Raw genomic sequence first — 24,534 nt, 5'->3', positions numbered from 1 at the left:
CTTTAATAAACTCATCCCCAAAAAATAAATTACTTTTTATTATAACGGAAATATCTTAATGGTGCTTAGTTCAATTCCCCTGAACCGAAAAGTACTGTGCCTAGACGACTAAGCATTATTCGCGCCGCCCGCCAACTAGATTGCACAGCTGTCTGCACTAATTTAACTTTATTAGCAACAAAAAATAGGAAGTCCACAAGACTAACATTGCTGTTTTGTCTTATGTGCTTCCTATCTCATATAACTGATCAGTTCAATAAATAATTACTTGGCTTTATCTACTTCATGACCGCCAAAGCCATGACGCAAGGCCGCAACAACTTTACCAGTAAAGGTATCGTCTTGCATGGAACGATAACGGTTCATTAAAGCAGCAGCCATTACAGGTGTCGGTGTTTGTTGATTCAAAGCTTCTTCTAAAGTCCACTTACCTTCACCGGAAGAATGCATCCGCCCAGAGATTTCATCAAGGTTGGCATCTTTAGCAAAAGCTTCTTCAGCTAATTCCATCAGCCAACTACGAATCACTGATCCGTGACTCCAAACTTTGGCTACCGCCTCATTGTCATAATCGAATTGCCCATTTTGTAATACTTCAAAACCTTCAGCGATGGCTTCCATCATCCCATATTCGATGCCATTATGCACCATCTTCAAGTAATGTCCGGATCCAGGCCGACCAGTATATAAATAACCATCTTTTTCAGAAATATCCTCATACAATGGTTTCAAATGCTCAAAAGCTTCTGCACTAGGACCGCCAATCATAAAGTTACCAGCATTTAAGGCCCCATTTTGACCACCAGAAGTCCCACTATCAAAGAAATTGATCCCTTTGCCAGCTGCTAATTCGCTATGACGAATGGAATCTTTATAAAAAGAATTCCCACCATCAATCAAATAATCACCTGCTGACAGCAAATCAACTAACTGGCTTAGTGTACTATCAGTCGGGCCACCAGCAGGTACCATGACCCAGACTGTTTTAGGACTATCTAATTGATCGACCATATCTGCCAAAGAGCTTGCACCCTTAGCGCCAGCCGCCTTAGCTGCTGTAACGTTTGCTTCATTTAGGTCAAACCCCACAACTTCATGGTCATGACGTAACATATTTTTGACCAAATTTAATCCCATTTTACCTAATCCAACCATTCCAAGTTGCATAGTCAAACTCCTTCTCTATCCAAGGTTAAACGCATACACACGCTTGCTTTAACGATTATATCGAGCGGGTTATGAATATGCAAATAATTAGGCTTCATTAGAAATTAATGATATACGGCGTCCCCACTAATAACAATTGAATACTAAGCAAAATACCGCCACTAAGCAGCCAATCACGCCGTGTCAATGGAATTGTCCGTGCATAAGTCCTAGTTTGGTCTTCAGTAAAACCATGGGAAACCATAGCTTCAGCTAGGTTCTCAGACCAACTAAAGGCTGATAAAATCGCTTTGAAATAGAGCTGTGGCGACCAGAGACGCAATGTAATGCCTCGCATCATACTGGCTGTTTTAATGACCTGTACCTCATGCTTTACTTTTGGGAATAGATTGAAAGCGGCTAAGAAACCATAAGCAAACTTCGTTGGTAAGTGCAGATTCTGCTGTAATGACAAAATTAAATCATATATCTCTGTAGTCAAAGTCGCTGCGGACCCAATAAAAATGAATGCATATAAGCGCGTAAATAAATTAAATACAAACGCAAAGTTCTGATCAGCTTTCAATATCATCGAAACGGTTAAGCCTACTGCAGGTAAAAGGGGCACAATGAACAACCAAACGATTTTTCGCAGAGGGACTTTCTGACGCACGATATAAAGCAAGCTACCTAAAATTAGAATCAAATTAACCCAATAATTGTTCGTAAAAGAAATTTCTAACGCTAAAATGATTGCTACAATAAATTTAAAACTTGGATTCATTGGGCCACCCCCACATATTGCAAGTGCTGCTGCTCAAAGGTTAAATGATAATCCACGAACTTCGTTAAGCCTTGCAACTGATGGCTGATCAAAATGATCGTCCGTTGCTGCTCGGCTGCTGTTTGTTGTAGTAAGTCGATTAAATGTTGCATGGATTCAAGATCTAAACCTTTGAAAGGTTCATCTAACAACAGAACTGGTGTCCCCATGATCAACATTAACAAAACTTGTAACCGTTTCTTTTGGCCTTCACTCAGAGAGTACACGATACGTTCTTCTAACCCTTCTAGACCCAATTGTGCAAATAAAGCAGCCACTTTTTCTGGCGTATAGATTTGTGGTAATAGACTATGTTTTTGTGACGCTTCTAATTCTTCATTTACCGTCACGGCAATAAATTGTCGATCGGCGTTTTGAAATACTAAGCCGATATCTCGAGAATATTGGCGTTGATGGATCCGTTTGATATCTCTACCAGCATAGCTGATCGTGCCCTGGCATGACTTCAATTTGACCAATGCATTGAACAATGTCGACTTACCAATACCATTGGGTCCCGTGATCAACGTCACTTTATTTGCAAAAAAATCTAATTGTGGTTGATTTAAGATCTCGCGCGCAAACTGCTTGATGGCTACATGATCTAAGTTGACGATGGCTGGCTCTTGACCCATTGCTGGCAACGGATAATCAGATGATTTGATTTTCCGAAGAAAAGGCCGAAATAATGCTGCCTGTTGTGCTTCATTGGCAGCTTTGACCTGATGTGTATGTTGATCGTCATACAACAACTGATCGATTCGACCTTGATAGTCGCTTAAATCATGATCTGCGATGATAATCGTTTTGTGCTGTTCCGATTTTAACAATATTAATTTGGCTAAAATATCTGCTCGGGCCTGAGGGTCAATACTTGCAAAGGGCTCATCTAATAAAATAATTTGACTATCCATCGCAACAATAATCGCCAAAGCTACTTTTTGTTTCTCCCCACCAGATAAAGTTGCCAAATGGCGCTTACGCAACGCACTAATACCTACAAAATCAAGCGCTGCTGTCACTTTATCATCAAATTCTGCAGGATCAATTTGTAGATTTTCTAAAGTGAAAATCAATTCTTCATACACGGTATCCATAACAAATTGATTATCTGGATTTTGAAACATCAAGGCTACTAAAGATGCATCTGGCAAAGTTACTGGCTGACCATGGACCAAAATCTGACCGCTCAATAACTGGCCAGCGTGTTTAGGATACAGCCCAGCTATAATTTTTAAGAGGGTTGATTTCCCCGACCCCGAAGCACCTGTCAACAGATTGAGTGTCCCCCGTTGAAAATTCAACTGAACATCTTGTAAAGTAGCTGCTTCTGGTGTGGTATACGTAAAACTTAAGTGATCAATGGTTAAAAAAGCCATGAGTCCCTCCGTTTATACTTGCCGTGCTTGAATCATATGGCTTCTTTCTAATAGACTGACAATCAATTTAGTTAAAATACCACCAAAAACAAAAATTGAAAGTAAGCGTAAAAAGAACAGCATGACTAGCATTCCTGGTTTATATGCCCCATAACCACTGCGGAAGAGATCCCAAACAAATGTCAAGACGGTGGTGGTCAAAACACTTAATGATAAGCTCAGCCAGTTATATTTTTTGTACCCAACTAAAGCAAAACCAGCTTCTGAGGCAACCCCTTGCACAATTCCAGAGATCATCGTCGCTGCACCCCATTGACCGCCTAAAAACATTTCAACTACAGCGCCCAAAAATTCACCTAATGTAGCTGAACCAGGAATACGAATCATAAAACCTGCCAACGGTCCGGCCATGACCCATAAACCTAATAACAAATCATTAGCTGCTGGTGCCAGGCCAAATGGTGTCAAAGCGGCTGCTAGAACATTATAGATTGGTCCAGTAACCCAAAAAATAACGCCAAGAAAAATTGACAATAAAGTCAACATAATAATTTCACGTAAGTGCCATTGTTTCAAAAAACTCACAATAAGTGCCTCCTAGTAAGGGGCCCCATACTTTAAAAAATACAAAAAGCGGGGCAAACTTCAAATAAGTTTGCCCCGTCCATTCATTGTAATTGATATTAATCAGTCTGATTGGCACGTATCTTAACATTATGTCATCGGATGACAAACGCATTAGACCGTGTCACTGTCTAATATACTTCCTGCGCTGGCATTATCCAGATCAGGTTCAATGGGTTTTTCTCAGCCATGGGGCACCCCAGATATTTGTATGGCACAAGTCTACTGGATAGTTGTGAAAAAATCAAGCCTCTAGTAACTATTTCCCAGGAAATAGTTTTGTAATTGTCGATTGGTGCTCGAAAACTACCCGATGATTTTCACGCTCTAAACGCGTTCCAAAGGGTAACGATTTCACCTAACATCGAATCGCTCAAATGGAAATAACTACCATTTATCGTGCTCTGGTTTTTTAAACGCGTTCCAAAGGGTAACGATTTCGCCTAACATCGAATCGCTCAAATGGGAAAACCACCATTTATCGCGCTTCTTGTTAGTGCTCAATCGCTGACCACCCTTTGTCACGCTCTGGCTAATTTAAATAGTTGTTTGAGTTGTTCTTGTTTGGCTCCCATCATAATCAGTGCGCGTAGGGGCATATTCGCAAATAAGGCTTGATTATTACCTGTTTTTGTCAACTGGTCAACAATTATATTCAAGCCACTTTGTTTTAATAGATCAGCGCCGTCATCTCGGGCCAGTAAGGTCGATAGATACGTATCTTCTGTCAACGGTGCTGCTTGTTGTGGTGCCCACATTAGCTGAATTGTTTTTTGTAATCGTGGTTCCACACTGGAGGCAGCGACGATGATCTCATAATGACCATTATCAACTTGGAAATGATTTGTACGTTCGTTAAACCAGCTGAATGCTCGGCGATCCAATTCCACACTCACGGCTTTTTGCTGACCCGGTTCTAGACTGACTTTAATGAATTGTTTCAATTCTTTAGCTGGCTTTTCAATTCGACTTGTCTGATTACTAACGTAGATTTGTGCAATTTCCTGACCAGCGATTTCACCAGAATTTTTAATGGTAAAACTAACGGTGACTGTATCGACACCAACTTTAACAGCTAAGTTTTGGTAAATAAACGTAGTGTAACTTAGTCCGTAGCCAAACGGAAATAAGGCGGCCACATGCTTCGTATCATAATAACGATAGCCCACAAAGATACCTTCGCGATAGTTCTCATCATCTGCGTTACGATCAAACGTTAAATAATTGGGCGTATCTTGTAATCGAATTGGAAAAGTCTCAGCTAATTTGCCTGAAGGGTTTACTTTACCCGTCAACACATCAAATGTAGCTTCCCCAACAGCTTCACCGGCAAGGTAGGTTTCCAGAATAGCGGACACGCGGTTGACCCAAGGCATCGCAATTGGTGCCCCATTTTGTAAAACCACGATCACGTCTAATCCTTGAGCAATTAAAGTATCTAGTAAATGGTTTTGATTCATTGGTAACGTGTTGCGTGTTTTATCAAAGCCTTCCGACTCCATCCGTTCTGGTAGACCCACGACAACCACAATCTTGTCAGCGTCTTTAGCAGCTTCCAAGACAGCTTTCTCCAATTTAGCATCAACTTGATCATCAACCAAATGGTAGCCAGGTAAGTAAGTGACCGCATTGTCGATTTGTCGAGCTGCCATCGTTAGCGTCGTGACCTTATAAGGTGCTACATGTGAACTTCCGCCACCTTGAAAGCGCGGCTTTTTAGCAAGTTCACCTACCAATAGAACCTTTTCTTTCGGTTTAAGTGGCAGAATGGCATGATCATTCTTTAATAAAACCATACTTTCACTAGCCAGTTTACGCGCAAATTGATGTTGCTGATCCTTATCATAGTAATCTGCTGCTGAATTTTCAGGCAGATACGTCATGATCATAGTCAATATTCGGTTTACGGCTCGATCCAAGGTTGCTTCATCCAACGCCCCTGAACGGACTGCCGTTACGATTTCATTAGTAGATAGGTCACCTTTACCTGGCATTTCCAGATCCAAACCGGCTTTTAAAGCGGCCACATGATCACTTACCGCACCCCAATCCGATAGCACGACACCTGAAAAATTCCATTCATCGCGCAAAATATCTGTTAGTAGATACTTATTCTCAGAACTTGTGATACCATTAATTTTATTATAGGCACACATGACCGAAGCTGGCTGTGCTTGTTTCACGATGCGTTCAAACGCGGTTAAATAGATTTCTCGCAACGTTCGTTGATCCATATTGGCAGAATTGGTAAAGCGTTGATTCTCACGATTATTGGCTGCAAAATGCTTTACACTGACGCCAACATTTTCGCTCTGAACGCCTTTGACATATTGAGCCCCTAGTTCACCAGCTAAATATGGATCCTCAGAAAAGTATTCGAAATTACGACCAGCTAAAGGATTACGCTTAATATTCACGCCAGGGCCTAGCAATACCCCTACATTGTTGGCATGAGCCGCTACGCCTAAATTACGGCCAAGTTCAAACAAGGCTTGCCGATCAAACGTGCAAGCCGTTAAAGCTGAAACCGGGAATGAAACGGCCGGTACAGATTGTCCCAATCCTAAAGCATCAGCATCTTCAGATTGTTTTCTTAGTCCTGAAGGGCCATCGGTTAACATCATTCTTGGCAAAGCAGCATCTTTAACGGCCTTGGTATACCAAAAATCTTCACCGGAAACTAACCCAGCTTTTTGCTCTAATGTTAAATCGTGAATTACATTTGCAATCGATGCCATCACGATACCTCCTCACTAATCATTCATCTTAATCAATCCTCTCCCAGCTACTAGATGAATGCAAGCATTTGCAAAAAATTTAAAAGGAGCTTACACAATTGAAGCATTTACCATTTACGGTCTACCGACTTAGTAATTTCACGATCAACCTTTTGCCGTATGTCATTTTTCTGGCCATGATCATCCACCAGAATCATAGTGTTTTGAATGCGCTGCCTTTTGCACTTTACTATACTGCACGGCGTACAGGTCTTTTCTTCCTTCACGGCCTTGAGCCTAGAAGTGAATTATTGGTACTGTTGGGATTAGGCTCCGGTATGATCGGTAGCTTTTTGGGTCTATTTGGTTTGTTTGATCATCTTTTCTGGGACTTGGCTGCCTTATTCATCGGACTAGGTGCCGCTTGGCTGCCGGCAGCGACCCGTACCGTTACCCAGCGCTGGCAATCTGCCGGGGCTAAAGAAGTGGCTCATGGCGTCCTTCTTAGATTAGCCATTTCTTTAATTTTAGTCCTGACGCTTGCTTTAACTGCGAATCATAGTATTGAAAGCAGCTTTCTGATCCTGTTTCTAGTCATTGATCCATTATTTTGTAATTATCTATATCTCAGTCAGCCGGCTGACTTCAAATTTATTTTGCACCGTCCAAAACCAATTTGGTGGCTAAAATTCGGCTTGATCTTAGCCCTATTTTTATCCTTATTATTCACACGATTAGGCCGTAATACGGGTAATGGTCAAGATATTTTAATCTCCGAATCACTTTTTCTATTAGCTTTCATTTTACTTGCCTTTTATCTTTGGCAGCATAATACCACTTTTACACGTCAGCTAGCTTGGCCGCTGCAAGCCAAAAATTTACTTTATGGTGCTTTCATCAGTTATTTCTGGGTTTTTAGTGCCCTTTACCTGGGTATTTTAAAAAGCGCGCGCAGCTATGGCTATATCATCGCAATTTACTTATTTGCGAATATCTTAAGTCATCTAGTAATGAACACACTACATAAAAAAATACCAATGAAGCCCGAGTATTTGAGCTTGCTTGGCATCTTATTTGGTTTATTGCTTACTTTGATTCCCGCCATCTTCTATCTTGGCTTATTCATCTTAGATATTTTTATTATCGCTTACGGTCGGACAGTCAATCAAGAGATCCAAGCTTTAGAAACTGTCCCACTAGACACAAAGAACATTATTTATTTTCGTCTTTCTTCCATCGGCAACCTTCTGATTCAATTAATCTTGATCCTTTGCCTAAACATCGTCTCACTGAGCCATCATACAGGTGTAACTGCCTTGTTACGTGCTTATGCTTGGCAAAAGCCCAACGCAAATTACCAGCAGATTTTACAGACAACACAATTGATCTTAGTATTGCTTTTGTTTGTAGCGACTTTTAGTATTGCCTTACTGTCCGTTCAAAAACCGACCAGGGCAAAGTAACATCGGTCATTCGATGATGCTTTGTTTGGTTTCTGGACCAAAGCAACCTACGACGACAGCAGCAGCAAGCGTTAGACCCGCGATAAAATAAAAAATCATATTAACATTTGTTTGACTGATCGCCCAAGCAGCTAAATAAGGTGTCACTACGGTCAGTAATTTGGCAACGCCATTGGCAATACCAGCACCTCGAAAGCGAAATTGCGTTGTAAATAATTCCGATGTATAGGTTCCCACCGCCACAGCCATTAAAACATAGAAGCAGGTTGTCAGTAGAAAGCCATTGACTAGTACGCCGATATTCGTCGTTTGGTGACTATACCAAAGACCCAATCCGGCAGTTAAACTAAAGGTAGTCACGATAATCTTTTTCCGTCCGACCCAGTCAACCAGTGTCGCCCCAATCAAAGCGCCAAAGGGAGCCCCAAACATCATGGTGGTGGAAAATGTCAATGAGTGCACAACATTGACCCCCTTTTTGATCAATAACGTCGGCATCCAGGATGTAAAAGTATACTGAGCGACGAGAACTGCCGAAACAGTCATGATCGCCACCAATAAATTCCGTTTTTGCTGCTTGTGAACTGAAACTTCTTTTGGACTCTTTGGTGTGAAAAACTCAGTGTTTTGATAGGCACCATTAATCTCCAGCCTTTGAATGATGGTTTCAGCCGCATCATTTCGACCTTTTGCAATCAGCCAGCGGGGTGATTCGGGAAAATGCCGACGCAGCACCCATAAAATTAAAGCTAAAATACCGAATAATACAAACATCGCCCGCCAAGTAAATCTAGGAATCAATAGTGTTGCCAATAATAATGCGATTAGTGCCCCTAAATTAGCAATAATTGCGGTTGCACCACACCAGCGGCCCCTCGTTTTGACTGGGGCAAATTCGTTGATCAAAGCATAGCCCGTGACAATTTCGGCGCCTAAACCGCAAGCGGCAATAAAACGAACGGCCGTCAAAAAAATAATGTTGGGTGCCAGCCCACCAATCAGCGTAAAAATACCAAACAATAATAGATTAAATTGATACGCACGTTTACGGCCATAAAAATCACCTATGATTCCAGCCATGATCGAGCCTACAAACAAGCCTAAAAAGCCGGCTGATAAAAACATCGAGCCTTGATTTAACGTGGCGAAGTTTGTACCGGTCAAATTTGCATTCACCGCACTTGCCATATAAACATCGCCAGCATCTAAGATCATCCCACCGGCAATTAATCCAAAAACCTTATAAAAAAGTGGGGTTTCTTTCGTTTGATCCAATCGTTGTTGTAGTGTTATTGCATCTGTCATCTAATACCCTCCTACTCAATACTTTTACCAACCAAAACAAAAACGTCCTTGGAAAATTCAAGGACGCCCGTAACGTGGTACCACCTATTTTTACTAGTAAAGTAACTAGCCTTAGTGCGCGAGAGTGAATACATTGCCTTTGAGCCTACGTGTTTAGACCATAAATAGCCATAATCAACCGCTGCCTGAAAACAAAACTTGAATTTTGTCTCACTCTGACGCATCTCGAGATAATGGTCGAAATACCATGAATATTAATTCAAAAACTCCAGACTTAATTCAATAGGCACAACTACACCTTTCCAGCAACAGTGCTCTCTAAAAGTTGTTTATCCTATTTACTCGGTCTTTCATTGTTTTATAATTTATTTAATTTTTAAATCATCTTACTCTCATAATGTAAATAGTCAAGGCTTGTTCTAAGGCATTTTTCTTGCAAGCGCTTAGCTTCCTCGTTAAAATGCACATAACAAATACGAGGGAGGCAAAATTATGCTTGCTTTTGGTTATCGTCGTTATGGTGGCCCCGAGGTGTTTGAAGTAATAGACATTCCTGAACCCCAACCTAAAAAAAATGAGCTTTTACTTGATGTGCTTGCTGTTGGTTTGAACAATCGCGAACGTGCGGAGCGTGCCGGCACTGGCTACGGCGGCCATACCAGCGGTTTGATAATTTCTGGACGTGACGCAGTCGGCCGTATTATTGGTGTTGGTACTAATCTAACCACGGATTTTCGTAAAGGTATGTTAGTGGCTACGCACACAGAACATGCTTATGCCGCCCAAGTTTTGGCCGAACCAGATAACAGTGCTTTAATCCCAGAAAACGTTACTCCAACGACAGCAGCAGGACTCATCACCCCCGGCATTACTGCCTATAAAGCAATTCATTTGTTTGCCCAGATTCACGCTGGTGATACCGTGATTGTTAAGGGAGCTTCTGGTGGTGTCGGCTTAATTGCTGTTCAACTACTTAAAAATCTTCAAGCTCACGTTATTGGCATTGCCTCCAGCAAAAAAGAAGGGCTGGTAAAGGCTGCTGGTGTCGATGAATTTGTGGCTTATGATCAAGTTGACGTGAGCCAAACCCTAGCAGAACGTGGCGATGTTGTCTTTAATCTGGCTATGAACGGCGTTGGTGGGGCCGATGATGTCGCCATGGTCAAAGCTGGCGGCACAATTGCCTCGGTCGCCCATGATACACCAGCAAGCCATAAAACAATCACATTCAATCACATCCATCCGACCAACACGATCAGTGATCATGAAGCACTAGCGTTCTTACTAGATCAGGTTGCCCAGGGCCATTTAACCGTTGATATTGGGCAAGAGTTGCCGTTTACGCTAGAGGGCATCATCGCTGGTCACAATTATTTAGAAAATCCACACGACGGTCGTGCCATTTTGAAACGGGCTTAATACTCGGAGCTTGGGCTAAAGGACAACACTTCACCCAATGCAGTGTACTCAGTTGTTATTAACACACAAAAAAAGTGGCTGAAATAGCCACTTTTTTGTGTGTTAATCTAACTGATAAACGTTTTGCACCTTACCTAATGGGTCAAGTTTCAAAAAATTCAGATTACTATAAATATAACTGCCGCCATCAATAAAGATACGCGGCGCTTCATTTTCATACTCAACGGCTAAGACAGGAGCTTTTTGCTGACCATAAGTCTTGATTTCTCCCTGAGATTCTGGCACTTTACCATAAATCATCGTCGTAATTGTGTGACCGGTAACAATTGTCTGCGCAACTGGATTATGGCCGAAGTTTGGGGCTTCTCGGCGTGTTAAGTATCCAAGACTATGTCGTTCATTCCAATGATGCGTCTGAAACCAATAGTCCTCTCGTAACCAGGTTTTATCAAAATCACTTGTCGCTGCTAAACCTTGCGGATAGATACCACCATGAACATATAAGCGATGCTCATCTTGATAGAAATAAGGTAGCGACTCAATAAACTGGATCAAGTCAGAATAACGGTCTTTGATCAGGGTTTGGTTTTGTTTAATATTTTGCACATCATAGGCCGCCCCTAATAAATTGATCAACGTCGTCTCACCGCCATTTTGCAGATACAACTTTTGGTCACTTCGATCACCAAAAAGATACCCTAACAGTAGATCTTCATGATCGCCGCGAATCGCTAGTGCATTACTTTTTTTGACCGCATTTTGAATATACTGTAAAACTGCCAGACTATCTTGACCGCGATCAATAAAGTCCCCCAAAAAGACTAGTCTCATCTGATTGAATTCAGGAATATGAGTGATTTTTTGCAAAGGATTGAAAAAGCCATGAATATCTGAAACAATGAGATCAGTTGTTGTATTCGTCATAAACATCTACCCTTTTTGTGACGTCCCTGTGTGTCTTTCGTGGCTGAAACAAAACCACCATTTATCGTCATTCTTGTTAGTGCTCGGCCGCTGACCGCTTTTTGTCTTCTGCTTCTTAAACGTGTTCCAAAAAGCAACGGCCTCTCCTAACTGTGAATGACTCAAATGGCAAAACCACCATTTGTCGCCATTCTTGTTAGTGCCCAGCCGCTAACCGCTTTTTGTCACACTCTGATCGTATTTCCACTGTAACAAGATTCATAATCTGATACAAGGCAGGTAATTGCGATGGCTGCTTATTTTAATAAAATCACTGCAGTTGGTTACCATGATATTGAAAAAGAAATCGAACATTTAAAACAAACTCGGCCTGCACGCATCAAAGCATTACAAGCGGCGCGTGCTTTGGGCGACTTATCTGAAAACGCTGAATATAGTGCCGCCAAGCGTGATTTGCGGCATTTAGAAAGTCGTCTACGTTATTTAAGTAAGCAACTACGCTACGCTCAAATCGTCACGCCAAAAGCAGATCAAACTATCGAAATTGGTAAACAAGTTACCATCGAGTTTTTGGATGACCATGACACTGAAAATTATGAAATCGTGGGTCGCCCTGAAGCTGATGTAAGTCAAAATAAAATATCCGAAGCTTCCCCTTTAGGCAAAGCGCTGATCAATCAAACGGTTGGTGACACTGTAACCGTAGAAAGTCCCAATGGCAGCTACTTGGTCAAAGTGAAAGCTGTAACTTTAACTCAGTAATTTAACCTTTGCCACCTTGAAAAGCAGGATATAAGGTCATGCCGCCATCAACGAACAAGGTAATGCCCGTTACGTAGCTTGATTCTTTTGACGCCAGCCAAGCAGCTGCCGCAGCCACATCTTCTGGTTGCCCCAACCGCTTGGCGGGAATCATCGCTAAAGTTTCTTGTAGCTGTTTTTCCTCAGCAAACTTTTGGGCATTGATCGGTGTTTCAATTGCGCCAGGACCGATAGCATTAACTCGAATATGATCTTTGGCATACTCCATAGCGATGCTCTCTGTAAATAACTTGGTCCCACCCTTACTAGCCGCATAATGGGCAAAAGTTGGCCAAGGGATTTGTTCATGAACCGATGACATATTAATGATGTTACCGGTTTTTTTGTGCTCTAAAAAGTAATTAATGGCTGCTTTAGCGCCCAAAAAAGTTCCCGTCAAATTTACATCCAACACCCGCTGCCAATCTTTTAAGGTCAACTCATGGGTAGGGGCTTGATTTTCCATCCCGGCATTATTGATCCAAACGTCTAAATCAGAAAAATGCGTGACTGCTGCCGTTACGAGCGCCTGAATACCTGCTTCTGTCGCCACATCTGCTTGAATTGCAAGTGCTTGACCACCAGCGGCTTTAACTTGGGTCACGACTTCTTGGGCACCTGCTGCATCAGAATTGTAATTAATGACCACCGCCATTTTTTCCCGACCGAACCGCTTGGCAATTGCGGCCCCAATACCTTTAGACCCACCAGTGATAACGGCTACTTTATGCTCCAGATCTTGATACATTTCATCAACCTCCCATAGTTATTGTTCATGGCTATCGTAACATTTTACATAAAATTTCGGGCCCAAAAACACTTGTTATGTATGAGCTGCAAAAATCTTAAGATATAAATATATTGATATATCAAGGTTTCCCCCACCCTTTCACGTACGCAAAACCCAGAGTTTTTAAAACCCGTCAGCAATCTTCTATGCTTAATGTGTACAAAAAAAACAAAAAGGAGTGATTACCATGTTGCATATGATTTGGGTATTAATTATTGGTGCCGTTGTCGGTGCGATTGCCGGTGCAATCACAAGTCGCGGAATGCCAATGGGATGGATCGGTAATATTATCGCAGGTTTAGTTGGTTCTTGGTTAGGTGAAGCCGTTTTAGGTAGCTGGGGGCCAAGTTTAGCAGGTATGTCGCTGATTCCATCGCTGATTGGTGCCATCGTTTTAGTTCTGATTGTTTCACTAATTGTAGGTTCGCGAAACAAACAGAAAGCTTAAAGGAGGGCTGTCGATATGCGAATGGGTACTAAAGTTTTCCTCATTATCGTCGCTCTTTTAGGCTTGATCCAAACTGTCTGGTTCGCTGCACTTGTTTATCCAATTCCGAATTTCACACGGTATATCCTACCGTTTCGTGAAGTAGCGATCATTGGCTATATCGGCTTGGGATTTGCGATCCTAAGCGCTCTAGTATTCTTAGGTATTCTATTGGTAGCTATTTTCCGTCGTCGGACGACCAACAAGCTATCATTTCAGACCAATAAAGGTCAGTTGAATATCGATAAGCAGGCTGTTGCTAAAACGATCAAACACACTGTAGCGACCGAATATCCAGTTCGTGATGTGGACGTTAATGTACAGCTGGCTAAGAACAAACAAGCCGCAATTTCAGAAGTAACAGCTTATGTTACCGATCCAAACGATATGGTAGATACCAGCGCGGCAATCAAGAAATCTGTTCAGCGACAACTTAAGGAAGCATTGGGTATTCCAGCCAAAAAGGTAACGGTGAACTTACACCTTGCCAGTGAAAATAAACGTGTTGCCCGTGTCGTTTAAAAGAACGGAGGGATAGGATGTCAAAAACAATGATGGGCTTAGTCATGGGCGCCATTGCCGGCTTAATTCTAGTTACATTAGGATTTTGGAAAATGTTGGCAGTCGCCTTATTCGCCTTAATCGGATTTGCAATTGCAAAATTTGTTGATTTTAGTGGTGCCAAGTCTTGGTTAGGCGAAGTCTTGAATCGTGATTCGTAGAAAGGAGTGTCTTTATGGACCGCACATTAGAACGGCCTACGCCGAATAAAGTCGCAAATCGTAAATTAACGTTTGATGATAATGTGATCAAAAAAATCGCCGGAACAGTTGCTAACGATATTGATGGCATCTTATCCATGAACGGTAGTTTTTTGAGCGATTTTGCGGATAGATTTAGAAATAACACTGACCCAACAAAGGGGATCGATGCTGAAGTCGGCGAAAAACAAGTGGCTTTAGATATCGAAACGACTTTAGAATATGGTAGCAATGCCCAGACAATCTTTGATGAACTCTGTACAAAGGTGCACCAGGCAATTAAATCCATGACTGGCTTAGATTTGGTTGAATTGAATTTACATGTCAATGACATCATGACCAAACGGGAATGGGCGCAAAAAAATAACGAAGATGACGCTAAAGATCGCGTATCTTAAGCTTAAAAATAATTTACTTTGAATCACTCATTTTGAAAGGATGATTAAATTATGGTAGATGCTCCAGTAAGAACAAATAACAGATCAGCTGATAACAAAGCTTCAAACGATCGTGTGAACAAAGACTTGGCTTACGATGAAAACGTAATTGCTAAGATCACTGGTAAAACAATTTGTGATATTCCTGGCGTTTTATCCGTTAAAGGTAATGTCATTGAAAATATTTCTGATCGTTTCTCTAACAATGATGATCCTACGAAGGGTATCAAAGTTGATTTGAACAACGATGACAATACAGCCAATTTAGAAATGGATACAACGCTGGAATATGGTAAAAACGCACCAAAAATCTTTGATGAAGCTACAAATAAAATTCAAGAAGCCGTTCACTCTATGACTGGCTACAATGTTGCTTCCATTAAAATGACCGTCAAAGATATGATGACAAAACGGGAATGGGAAGAACAAAACAACAAGAACAAAGAAGATAACAACAACGCTAACTAATCAACTAACGTATCCCCACTTCACACCTTCAAGATTCTTACCTTCCCCCACTTAAAAACGGACCTTACAAACTTGATGTTTGGCCAGGTCCGTTTTTTCGTATGGTTTAAAACCAGAGCGTGACAAAGGGTGGTCAGCGACTGCGCACTAACAAGAAGCACGATAAATGGTGGTTTTACCATTTGAGTGATTCGATGTTAGGTGAAATCGTTACCCTTTGGAGCGCGTTTAAAACCAGAGCGTGAGTAAAGCTGGTCAGCTTTGGAGCACTAACCGAATTATGCCGATGAAGCGTCAGCTTCAGCAAATAATTAAGGTTAGGTGACAAAGTTAGCTTTACGAACGCGTTTAGAGCGTGAATACCATCGGGTAACTTTTTGAGCACCAACCTAGACTGACGCCGAGGGTGCGTTTTCCCTCAAAGCAGTTGTAGTTGGGTAAAAAAGTTGATGGTATGAACACGTTTAGAGCTTGAGCATCATCGGGTAGTTTTCAAGCCCTAACCTAAATTGGGCACGTAAAGTTCCAACCTCAGCATTCAATTTATTCAATAACTTTGCTATGATTAGGCTATACTTATACAGAAAGAAGTGAGTCAATGCTTGAGATTAACAATCTAACCAAAACTTTTGGCAGCCTAAAAGCTGTGACCAACGAGTCGTTTCACGTGGAACAGGGCCACATTTTGGGGCTTATTGGTCAAAATGGTGCGGGTAAAACAACTACTTTTAGAATGATTTTGAATTTTTTAACACCTGATACAGGAACAATTACCTGGCAGGGCCAGCCTTTAACACGTAAAGAGGCAGATATTATTGGCTATTTGCCGGAAGAACGTGGCCTTTATCCAAAAATGTCAATTGAAGATCAGATTCTATTCTTCGCAGAATTAAAGGGTAAAAAACGTAAAGATATTCGTCCCAAAATTGATGCATGGATGGACCGCTTTCAAGTTAAAGGTAAACGGACAGATAAAGTTAAATCGCTCTCTAAGGGGAATCAACAAAAAGTTCAGCTCATTGCGACCTTGATTCATGAACCTGATTTAATTATTTTAGACGAACCCTTCAGCGGCTTAGATCCAGTTAATGCTAGTTTGTTAGAACAAGGCATCAAAGGAATGCGTGACCGAGGCGCGGCTATCATTTATTCTAGTCATGATATGGGCAATGTCTCTGCCATTAGCGATGACATTGTGATGCTCAAGCAGGGCCAAGTTGTCTTAAACGGTGCTGTAGATACGATTCGTGAGTCATTTGGCCAAACCAGAGTCTTTTTACAATCGCCACTGACTGAAGCTGAAGTCCAAGCCATCCCGGGTGTTCAAGCTGTTACGCGTAAAGGTCAACGCTTGACAATCACGCTCTCAGATCCTGAGGCAGGCAAAACGATTTTCACCGCAGCTACGAAACAAGGCTATATTCGTGAATTTAGCCAACAGCCGCCAACATTGGACGAAATCTTCCGTTTGAAAGCGGGTGCTGCTAATGAATAAATTATGGGTCATCATTAAACAAGTCTACTTAAAAAATATTAAAAGCGGCAGTTTTATTTTTCTCGTACTCTCTCCTATCATTTTTGGCCTCGTGGGCTTAGGCATTGGCTATCTAGTCATGCATAGTCAAACAACCCCAAATATTGCTGTAATTACTGACACCCCAGCAGCCCAGCAAATCTTAGCTAAGAATAAATCCGACTTCAAAGTGACCCAAAATATCACGACCGCGGCTGCTGCTGAAAAGGCACTACGCTCGAAAAAGATTGATGGTTATCTCACCCTCAACCTGCAACAAGCGACTCCTCAGGCTAGCTTGATTCAGCGTCAAGGTGGCAACACCGTCAGCAGCACGACTTTAAAGACACAGTTGACGGCATTAAAGACAAACGTCATGGCTGCTAAGCTGAAGTTAACGCCCCAGCAAACGCGAGCATTAATGCAGCCCATTAATCTCAAGCAAAAAACACTCGTATTTAAAGACGGCCATCAAGCCAGTAATCGTAATGACCGTCAACAAGCCATCATCATCGCTATTAATGTGATCACGATTGCCATTTTTATTTTTTTAGCCTATTAAAGTCAAATCATCGCTCAAGAAATTGCTTCAGAAAAAGGCAGCCGCATTATGGAAATTATTTTATCTAGTATCAGTGCTACTACCCACTTTCTTGGTAAAATTATTGCGATGCTAATGCTGATGTTCACTCAGGTACTCTTCTACTTAATTATTGGTGGGATTGCCTACCAAGTCTTTAAGGATAATCAAACAGTAACCAGCATTATGAAATCAGTGGACCTTTCGATTCTCACAGCGCCAGAAATTATCTATGCCTTCGTTTTTGGGTTCATTGCCATCTTGCTTTACGTCATTGCGGCCGCAATGCTAGCATCAGTCGTTTCACGCCAAGAACAGACTTCACAAGCAGTGACACCGATCATGATGCTTGGATTACTAGGCTATTATGGTGGTATTTTGGTCATGGGTGGTACAAAATCATCAGTGATCAACATCGGCTCCTACATCCCTTTTATTGGTCAGAGTATTATGCCGATTCGCTTGGCAGCTGGAGATGCAACCACGCTGAATGCTTGGCTAAGCCTTGGTATTACAGTTATTTTCTTGATTCTTTTAACAGCAGTTGCCGTAACTTTCTATCGCTCCAATGTCTTAGTATATTCCGACTCCGGCTTTTTCAAATCATTCAAAACCAGTTGGTCGATTATGCGGTCTGAACGCAAACAAAAACGCGCTTAACTAGTATGCTGTCACCGACATTAGTTTGCAGAGCTTAAATAAAAATAACCTTGATCCATAAGACTTTGTTAATGTAGTCTTTTAGATTAAGGTTATTTTTTGTATAATTATGAATTAGTCTGATTTTGGAATAAGGTCGCTACGATGCGGTCAGCTTCCTGTAAGAAGAAATCATTGACACCCGGGCGCGGTGACATAGTCGTCAACCAGTGTAGACCTTCTGTTGGGACGCCCCACATAAATAAATTCTTAATGACGTTCCCATCAGCATCTTTCAACTGGTCGGTTTGGCGGTCCACTTCGATAGCCCCCGTGTCTACCCAATTGCCATTAGCTTCTTGCAGTTGATAACTGCGAGCGTCTTTGTTCGCTAATAACGTGGTCAACAACGGATTGGTCGTTTTTAACACGGTTGCTGGTGGCAAGCGACTCTCTAGGATCGTATCTGCCAGCCAAAATTGTCCCGGTTTCAAATCACTGTCTAATCTGAACTGACCGCGGTCCGTCGAAAAGCGCGCATTTGGCCCGGCGAACTCAACAACGCCAGCAGCAACAAGTGCTTGAAGTTCCCGCGTTCGCTGTACAGGTGGTCCAATCGATAAGAAATTATTCACACCATTGAAGTGACGTGCAAAACGATTAATATACTCATCTTCAGTTAATAATTCGTGCTCAATCACATAACGAATCGAATCACGCACGTCCCGAAGCATCTCTAAAGCACTCGTTAATGGTCCAGTCTTAGTCCCGGCTTCAGCGGCAACAGCATCAGTAGCTAAATAACTCGCCACCGCAGTTGTAAATTGCTGGATCTGATTCTCTGTAAATGCCACAGCCGGATTCATCTGTTCAGCAATATCTAAACGCTCTGCTTGCGGAATCTTAAAGGTGTCTAAAATCAACGCCAACTGCGCGACCTGTATCAATGGCTTCATTGCCTGTTGAAAAGCCGATACTTGTTCCGGCTGATGTGCAGACAGCCAAAGTGTATAATAAACCCAATTTAATTCCAGTTGCAGCCGCTGCCAGAAAAACTCATATGGCAACGGATGAGCTTTATCATATCGCTGTAAGAAATCTCGCGTCAAATACTGCGCCGGAAACTGTTCGCCATAAGCTTTTTGGTTAATACCTTTAGCGTGATAAGGCCAACCACGCCGAGACATGCCCACAATCTTGGGTTCTGTTCCCGACGGATGATAGGTCAACGTTTGGTCTGCATTTTTGGTAAAAGTTCCCCCACGACCAGCCGTTAATAAGGTCACATAATCAAAGAAGCTTAACCCTAACCCCCGAGAAATAACCGTACTATGTGGTAAAATACCAGTCAAATCGGCACTTGCAGGATTGCGGGGTGGAATATAAACTAATTCATGCTCATTAGCATAGTCCTCGAGCAGTGCTTCTTCTTCATTACGATTATTTTCACTGTAACCTAATGCCATGATCAGACTATCGAACGTGTATTTCTGTTTAAGTGTTTGCGCCGTAAACTGCCCCGTTGCCATTCTTTGTACCATAATGATATTGTGTAACTGAAATTCTAAGGTCACATTGGCGGGCAACTGGGTCGTTAAACGTTCATAATACCAATTCAAATAAACACCATACAATGCTCGCGTCGGATAATCATTTGCTTGTAGACGCTTGATCTCAGCTAAAAAGGCGTTGGCATGTTCGAAGCGCTGGTTATTCTTTTGAATGTATTCAGCGGCCTCTGTCTTTGTCCAATCATAAATATTGGGACCTGTTGTTAATGGCCCAGCAAGTGGCGTAACCGTTTCATCTTCAAATAAAGAAATCATATTACTTGGCGTATTCATAATCAATGTATACGACTGGTTTGGCTGCCAAACGACACCCCCAATACCGTTCAAATCAAATAAATGAATTGCCATTTTTTCTTGACGCTCCCGTGACCAGGCAATCAATCGTTCTAAGATCAATAAGCCTCGTGGCCCAGCGCCGACAATGCCGATATGCAAATATCTCCCCACCCTTTCGAATATGGTTATATTATATGTTTTTATAACATTTTTACCAGAGATTTGAACTTATCAAATGACGTCTATCAGCTTCGCTATATAAAATCAAATTATCAATACATTATGATTAATTTTATCATGGTTGCGAGTATTTAATTTAAATACGCCACAGAGGCAATCCATGACTTACTTCAGTAAATAAAATAGGCGTTATTTTATCTCTTCGCCTACAAAAAACTTTGACTAAACTTAAGATATCCATGCACCCGCTTGCTCATTTACGTTTTTTCGAGTAGCATATGAAGGTAAAATTAAATTTTTATCATCAAATTTTAGGAATTTAAAGGGGAATCATCATGCAGCGAAAATTAAGTGCCCGCCAAGTCCGTATGATCGCACTGGGTGGTACGATTGGCGTTGGTCTATTTATGGGATCCAGTTCAACCATCAGATGGACAGGGCCGTCCGTTTTGATTTCTTATGGCGTGGCAGGCATCTTTTTGTACATGATCATGCGCGCGCTGGGAGAAATGCTCTATGTCGATCCAGATACGGGATCTTTCGCCAAGTTTGCCTCAGAATATATGCACCCTGTTTTTGGCTATCTCACAGCCTGGAGTAACGTTTTTCAGTATATCGTGGTGGGCATGAGTGAAGTGATCGCGATTGGTGGTTATTTGGAATTTTGGTGGCCTCACTTGCCTAACTGGTTGCCTGGACTAATTGCCGTGACTTTTTTATGTATTGCTAATCTGATTTCGGTGAAGATGTTTGGTGAGCTAGAATTCTGGTTTGCTTTGATCAAAGTTGTGACAATTATTTTGATGATCATTGCTGGCCTAGGTTTAATCATTTTTGGACTGGGTAATCACGGTCGGCCGATTGGCATCAGCAACTTGTGGTCTCACGGCGGCTTCTTTACGGGTGGCTTTAAGGGCTTCATTTATTCTTTGGCAATTGTTTTAGCTTCTTATCAAGGGATCGAATTAGTTGGCATTACCGCTGGTGAGGCTGAGAATCCTCGCGAAACCTTGGTCGAAGCCATTCGTTCTACAGTTGCTCGAATCTTGATTTTCTATATCGGCGCAATCTTTGTGATCGTTAGTATCTACCCATGGGACAAACTTTCACAAATCGGGTCTCCTTTTGTCCAGACTTTTGCGAAAATCGGCATTACCGCTGCCGCTTCAATTGTGAACTTTGTTGTGATCACGGCAGCTCTATCTGGCTCTAACTCTGGGATTTATAGTGCAAGTCGGATGGCTTACACCCTAGCTAACAACAAACAATTACCCCACCGTTTCTTACTGTTAAATCGTCATGGTGTGCCCTTTTACGCAGTAATCAGTGTTTCAGCTGGGATCCTATTAGGTGTCGTTTTGAATGCTGTCCTGCCAATACTTTTACCAGCTGCCAGCAATGTCTTCGTTATGGTCTATAGTTCTAGTGTGCTGCCTGGCATGGTACCTTGGTTTGTTATCTTGATCAGTCAGATCAAGTTTCGTAAACTACATCAAGATAAGATGGCACAACATCCTTTCAAAATGCCGTTGTCCCCAATTTCTAATTACATTACTTTAGCCTTTTTAGTCGTGACACTAGTCTTTATGTTCTTCAATCCTGAAACTCGGATTTCGATTATTATTGGTGTCCTCTTCTTAGCTATGATGACTGTGATTTATTTCCGAAAGTATCACAAAAACACAACTCAAAATTGAGTCATTAAAAAAACGTAATTTCCACTGTCAATATTAGTGGAAATTGCGTTTTTTACACCTTATATTTTATACTTCTTGTTTTGAGGGCCTAATCAGAACTTCGCTGACAGCCACGTGTTTTGGCTGATCAATGGCATATAGCACCGCTTGGGCCACGTCTTCAGGATAGAGCGTCAAACCCGAATCTTTTGCAGCATGGAATAAGGGTTCTAAATTCTTCGTAATGGTTTGATTTCCCACTGAGTTGATCAATTCTGTTGCCACAGCACCAGGCGAAACGATAGTTGAGCGAATACCATGATCTTTTTCCTCTTGGCGTAGGCCTTCCATAATTGCCCGAACGGCATATTTGGTACCATTATAAACTGCTGAAGCAGGATAAACTATATGGCCGGCAACCGAGTCAGTCGTTATGATCAGACCATCTTGTTGCGCTTGCATAATCGGTAGTACAGCCCCGATACCATTTAAAACACCCATGATATTCACATTGATCATTTTTTGCCACACAGCATATTCTCGGTCACTTAAATTGCCTTGGGGCATGATTCCGGCATTGTTATATAAGACATCTACCCGACCAAATTTTGCTTTGGCTAAATCCACCAAACTTTGAACTTGACTTTGTTCGGTCACGTCAGTTACCTGATAAGCAGCCACACCACCTTCAGCTTCAATTGCTTGCTTTAATTCTTGTAACCGCACTTCTCGGCGCGCACCAAGGACCACTTTAGCGCCATTTTGGGCTAATAGTTTGGCTGTAGCAGCCCCAATGCCTGAAGAAGCACCTGTAATAACGACAACTTTACCTTTGATCATTGAGTTAACCTCCTATTATGATTCCGCTATCTTACGAATTACTTTGGCTGGTGTACCAACGACGACACTATCTGCTGGTATGTCTTTGGTAACAACGCTGCCAGCGCCAACGATAGCATTTTCATGAATCGTGACTCCCGGCAGGATCGTCACATTAGCACCGATCCAAGCATTTTCCGCAATATGCACTGGCCGGCATTGAATATCTCGCCTCGTGATCTTACTTTCAGAATGATTTACCGTTAGAATTGTGGTTCTTGGACCTATCAGGACACCATCTGCCAAATAGATACCACCTAGATCAACAAATAAACAATCCCGATTAATGAAAACAGCCTCACCTACAAAAATATGCGGCCCAAAGTCTGTGTAAAATGGTAACTGAATCGAGCTGGAAGCTGGTAAAGGCTGGGCCATAATTTGGCCTAACAACTGCCGCTGGTCAGACGCAGTTCGTACTTGGCAATTTAAACTTTGCAAGCGTTGACCATTCATTGCTACAATTTGATCAATTTTACGAAACTCTGGATCCGCAAACTTTAATAAATCACCCTGTAACGCACGTTTCAAAATTTTCATTTTTAGGCCAGCCCTCCTTAAATTTAAGTGTAAAATTAAAAGTGAGAACTGTCTAATACCTATAATTGATAGTTACTTATAACTATGACCTATGGGAGGTACTTCCTGATGGAACTTCGCGTCTTAGGCTATCTATTAGCCGTTGCTCAAGAGCAGACAATTAGTGGTGCTGCAAAAATACTTCACCTGTCACAACCCACTTTATCCAGACAATTGCGTGACCTCGAAAGTGAATTACATACCAAACTCTTTATTCGAGGTAACCGGCATATTACACTCACACAGGCTGGTACTTATCTAGTTGAACAAAGTCAACAGATTCTAGATCTAGTAGCTAAAACAACAGCTAATCTCGGTACCGACCAAATGATCACTGGTGATTTAACGATTGGTGCTGATGAAACCAGCGGCATGCTGACGCTAGCCAAAGCATTCAAGGAGCTAACTCAGCACTATCCCAAAATTAAGCTACATCTTTATAGTGCCGATGCAGATACTGTTTTACAAAGAATCGATAACGGTCTCATTGACTTTGGTTTGATCATTGGCCCTATTGTCAAAGATAGATATAATTTTATTGATCTGCCTAGTAAGGATTCTTGGGGTATATTAATGAAAAAAGACGATGTCCTAGCGAACCATTCAGCAATCACACCGTCTATGTTAAAACAACGGCCTTTGATTATTTCTGGGCAATCTACCGTTAATTCTCAATTTGGAACTTGGTTCGGTCAGAATGTCGCAGAGCTTAATATTGTCGCTACTTACAACTTACTTTACAATGCCGCACTACTGGTCCAACAAGACATTGGTTACGCCTTGTGTTTGGCAGATATCTATCAAACTCAAGGTACACCATTAACGTTTAAGCGATTGCACCCAAATTTAACTGCTAACTTAAGTTTGATTTGGAAACAAGGTTTAACACTATCTCCAGCAGCACAGGCGTTTTTAGCAATACTGCAAGCACAGTTAGGCCAAGCATAGATAGGCTCAAGCTAATGCAAGTGTCAGACTAATAATTTTGATTTTGATTGGATTCGGTTAACATAATATTGGCGCCTAATCCCCTTTTAAAAGCCTTAATATCATTAAATCGTTATTTTGATATTAATAAAAGTAGCTATTTTTGAAAA

22 protein-coding genes, 1 pseudogene and 1 riboswitch are annotated in these 24,534 nt (G+C 41.7%); of the genes and pseudogenes, 12 read left to right on the top strand and 11 right to left on the bottom strand.

The annotated features are described in order from the left end of the window. Nucleotides 1-264 precede the first annotated feature (264 nt). The 5 genes from gnd to ACNAN0_RS00895 form a co-directional block, all read right to left on the bottom strand. Entirely contained in the window at nt 265-1,167 is a 903-nt protein-coding gene (gene gnd / locus ACNAN0_RS00915) for a phosphogluconate dehydrogenase (NAD(+)-dependent, decarboxylating) (protein ID WP_230912877.1), read from the bottom strand. A 97-nt stretch (nt 1,168-1,264) separates the two neighbouring features. Further along, complete coding sequence (locus ACNAN0_RS00910; protein ID WP_230912876.1) at nt 1,265-1,930, bottom strand: energy-coupling factor transporter transmembrane component T family protein; 666 nt, start codon at nt 1,928-1,930, stop codon at nt 1,265-1,267. Continuing rightward, nucleotides 1,927-3,348 (bottom strand): ABC transporter ATP-binding protein, encoded by a 1,422-nt coding sequence (locus ACNAN0_RS00905; RefSeq protein WP_416353582.1) that lies wholly within the window; start codon nt 3,346-3,348, stop codon nt 1,927-1,929. Before ACNAN0_RS00905 ends, ACNAN0_RS00910 begins: the two co-directional genes overlap by 4 nt. A gap of 12 nt (nt 3,349-3,360) precedes the next feature. Then, nucleotides 3,361-3,924: an ECF transporter S component gene (locus ACNAN0_RS00900; protein ID WP_416354211.1), complete on the bottom strand. Its 564-nt coding sequence runs from the start codon at nt 3,922-3,924 to the stop codon at nt 3,361-3,363. 170 nt (nt 3,925-4,094) lie between these two features. Then, nucleotides 4,095-4,184: riboswitch (TPP riboswitch) on the bottom strand. A gap of 309 nt (nt 4,185-4,493) precedes the next feature. Continuing rightward, entirely contained in the window at nt 4,494-6,710 is a 2,217-nt protein-coding gene (locus tag ACNAN0_RS00895) for a beta-glucosidase (RefSeq protein ID WP_416353581.1), read from the bottom strand. Between the two features lie 98 nt (nt 6,711-6,808). Here ACNAN0_RS00895 and ACNAN0_RS00890 point away from each other — a divergent pair, with 98 nt between their 5' ends. Further along, nucleotides 6,809-8,152, top strand: coding sequence for a hypothetical protein (locus ACNAN0_RS00890; RefSeq protein WP_230912873.1), 1,344 nt, complete (start codon nt 6,809-6,811; stop codon nt 8,150-8,152). A 6-nt stretch (nt 8,153-8,158) separates the two neighbouring features. On the opposite strand, the gene ACNAN0_RS00885 is transcribed toward ACNAN0_RS00890, so the two are convergent. Beyond that, nucleotides 8,159-9,457, bottom strand: a complete 1,299-nt coding sequence (locus ACNAN0_RS00885) for an MFS transporter (RefSeq protein WP_416353580.1) — start codon at nt 9,455-9,457, stop codon at nt 8,159-8,161. Between the two features lie 492 nt (nt 9,458-9,949). On the opposite strand from ACNAN0_RS00885, the gene ACNAN0_RS00880 reads away from it, so the two are divergent. Beyond that, nucleotides 9,950-10,876: an NADP-dependent oxidoreductase gene (locus ACNAN0_RS00880; protein ID WP_416353579.1), complete on the top strand. Its 927-nt coding sequence runs from the start codon at nt 9,950-9,952 to the stop codon at nt 10,874-10,876. A gap of 102 nt (nt 10,877-10,978) precedes the next feature. On the opposite strand, the gene ACNAN0_RS00875 is transcribed toward ACNAN0_RS00880, so the two are convergent. Further along, complete coding sequence (locus tag ACNAN0_RS00875; RefSeq protein WP_416353578.1) at nt 10,979-11,800, bottom strand: metallophosphoesterase; 822 nt, start codon at nt 11,798-11,800, stop codon at nt 10,979-10,981. A gap of 288 nt (nt 11,801-12,088) precedes the next feature. Between ACNAN0_RS00875 and greA the strand changes: the two genes are divergently transcribed. Then, nucleotides 12,089-12,562: a transcription elongation factor GreA gene (greA, locus tag ACNAN0_RS00870; RefSeq protein ID WP_416353577.1), complete on the top strand. Its 474-nt coding sequence runs from the start codon at nt 12,089-12,091 to the stop codon at nt 12,560-12,562. A 1-nt stretch (nt 12,563) separates the two neighbouring features. Here the strand turns inward: greA and ACNAN0_RS00865 are convergent, their stop codons facing one another. Then, complete coding sequence (locus ACNAN0_RS00865) at nt 12,564-13,349, bottom strand: glucose-1-dehydrogenase (protein WP_416353576.1); 786 nt, start codon at nt 13,347-13,349, stop codon at nt 12,564-12,566. 232 nt (nt 13,350-13,581) lie between these two features. On the opposite strand from ACNAN0_RS00865, the gene ACNAN0_RS00860 reads away from it, so the two are divergent. The 7 genes and pseudogenes from ACNAN0_RS00860 to ACNAN0_RS00830 all read left to right on the top strand — a co-directional run bounded on the left by ACNAN0_RS00860 (nt 13,582) and on the right by ACNAN0_RS00830 (nt 18,297). Beyond that, a complete protein-coding gene (locus ACNAN0_RS00860; protein ID WP_230912883.1) occupies nt 13,582-13,839 on the top strand; it encodes a GlsB/YeaQ/YmgE family stress response membrane protein in 258 nt (85 codons plus the stop codon). Nucleotides 13,840-13,854: 15 nt separating this feature from the next. Beyond that, on the top strand, nt 13,855-14,400 hold the full coding sequence (gene amaP / locus ACNAN0_RS00855; RefSeq protein WP_416353575.1) for an alkaline shock response membrane anchor protein AmaP: 546 nt from the start codon (nt 13,855-13,857) through the stop codon (nt 14,398-14,400). A 17-nt stretch (nt 14,401-14,417) separates the two neighbouring features. Continuing rightward, the gene (locus tag ACNAN0_RS00850; protein WP_416353574.1) at nt 14,418-14,600 is read left to right on the top strand and encodes a DUF2273 domain-containing protein; all 183 of its coding nucleotides are present in this window, start codon (nt 14,418-14,420) and stop codon (nt 14,598-14,600) included. Nucleotides 14,601-14,614: 14 nt separating this feature from the next. Further along, the gene (locus ACNAN0_RS00845; RefSeq protein ID WP_230912865.1) at nt 14,615-15,037 is read left to right on the top strand and encodes an Asp23/Gls24 family envelope stress response protein; all 423 of its coding nucleotides are present in this window, start codon (nt 14,615-14,617) and stop codon (nt 15,035-15,037) included. 51 nt (nt 15,038-15,088) lie between these two features. Continuing rightward, a complete protein-coding gene (locus ACNAN0_RS00840; RefSeq protein WP_230912864.1) occupies nt 15,089-15,544 on the top strand; it encodes an Asp23/Gls24 family envelope stress response protein in 456 nt (151 codons plus the stop codon). Between the two features lie 598 nt (nt 15,545-16,142). After that, nucleotides 16,143-17,039: an ABC transporter ATP-binding protein gene (locus tag ACNAN0_RS00835; protein ID WP_230912863.1), complete on the top strand. Its 897-nt coding sequence runs from the start codon at nt 16,143-16,145 to the stop codon at nt 17,037-17,039. Next, a pseudogene (locus ACNAN0_RS00830) lies at nt 17,032-18,297 on the top strand (ABC transporter permease). The gene ACNAN0_RS00835 and the pseudogene ACNAN0_RS00830 overlap by 8 nt, the downstream one beginning before the upstream one ends. Nucleotides 18,298-18,404: 107 nt before the next feature. Here ACNAN0_RS00830 and ACNAN0_RS00825 read toward each other — a convergent pair. Further along, on the bottom strand, nt 18,405-20,282 hold the full coding sequence (locus ACNAN0_RS00825) for an FAD/NAD(P)-binding protein (protein ID WP_416353573.1): 1,878 nt from the start codon (nt 20,280-20,282) through the stop codon (nt 18,405-18,407). A 356-nt stretch (nt 20,283-20,638) separates the two neighbouring features. On the opposite strand from ACNAN0_RS00825, the gene ACNAN0_RS00820 reads away from it, so the two are divergent. Further along, nucleotides 20,639-22,000, top strand: a complete 1,362-nt coding sequence (locus ACNAN0_RS00820) for an amino acid permease (protein WP_416353572.1) — start codon at nt 20,639-20,641, stop codon at nt 21,998-22,000. 66 nt (nt 22,001-22,066) lie between these two features. On the opposite strand, the gene ACNAN0_RS00815 is transcribed toward ACNAN0_RS00820, so the two are convergent. Further along, nucleotides 22,067-22,819, bottom strand: coding sequence for an SDR family oxidoreductase (locus ACNAN0_RS00815; RefSeq protein ID WP_416353571.1), 753 nt, complete (start codon nt 22,817-22,819; stop codon nt 22,067-22,069). A 15-nt stretch (nt 22,820-22,834) separates the two neighbouring features. Then, nucleotides 22,835-23,398, bottom strand: coding sequence for a DapH/DapD/GlmU-related protein (locus tag ACNAN0_RS00810; protein ID WP_230912859.1), 564 nt, complete (start codon nt 23,396-23,398; stop codon nt 22,835-22,837). 108 nt (nt 23,399-23,506) lie between these two features. Between ACNAN0_RS00810 and ACNAN0_RS00805 the strand changes: the two genes are divergently transcribed. Next, the gene (locus tag ACNAN0_RS00805) at nt 23,507-24,385 is read left to right on the top strand and encodes a LysR family transcriptional regulator (protein ID WP_230912858.1); all 879 of its coding nucleotides are present in this window, start codon (nt 23,507-23,509) and stop codon (nt 24,383-24,385) included. The last annotated feature ends 149 nt before the right edge of the window (nt 24,386-24,534 follow it).

This window comes from Agrilactobacillus fermenti (assembly GCF_047943045.1).
GTDB lineage: Bacteria > Bacillota > Bacilli > Lactobacillales > Lactobacillaceae > Agrilactobacillus > Agrilactobacillus fermenti.
This window is presented reverse-complemented; position numbering and strand designations above follow the sequence as displayed.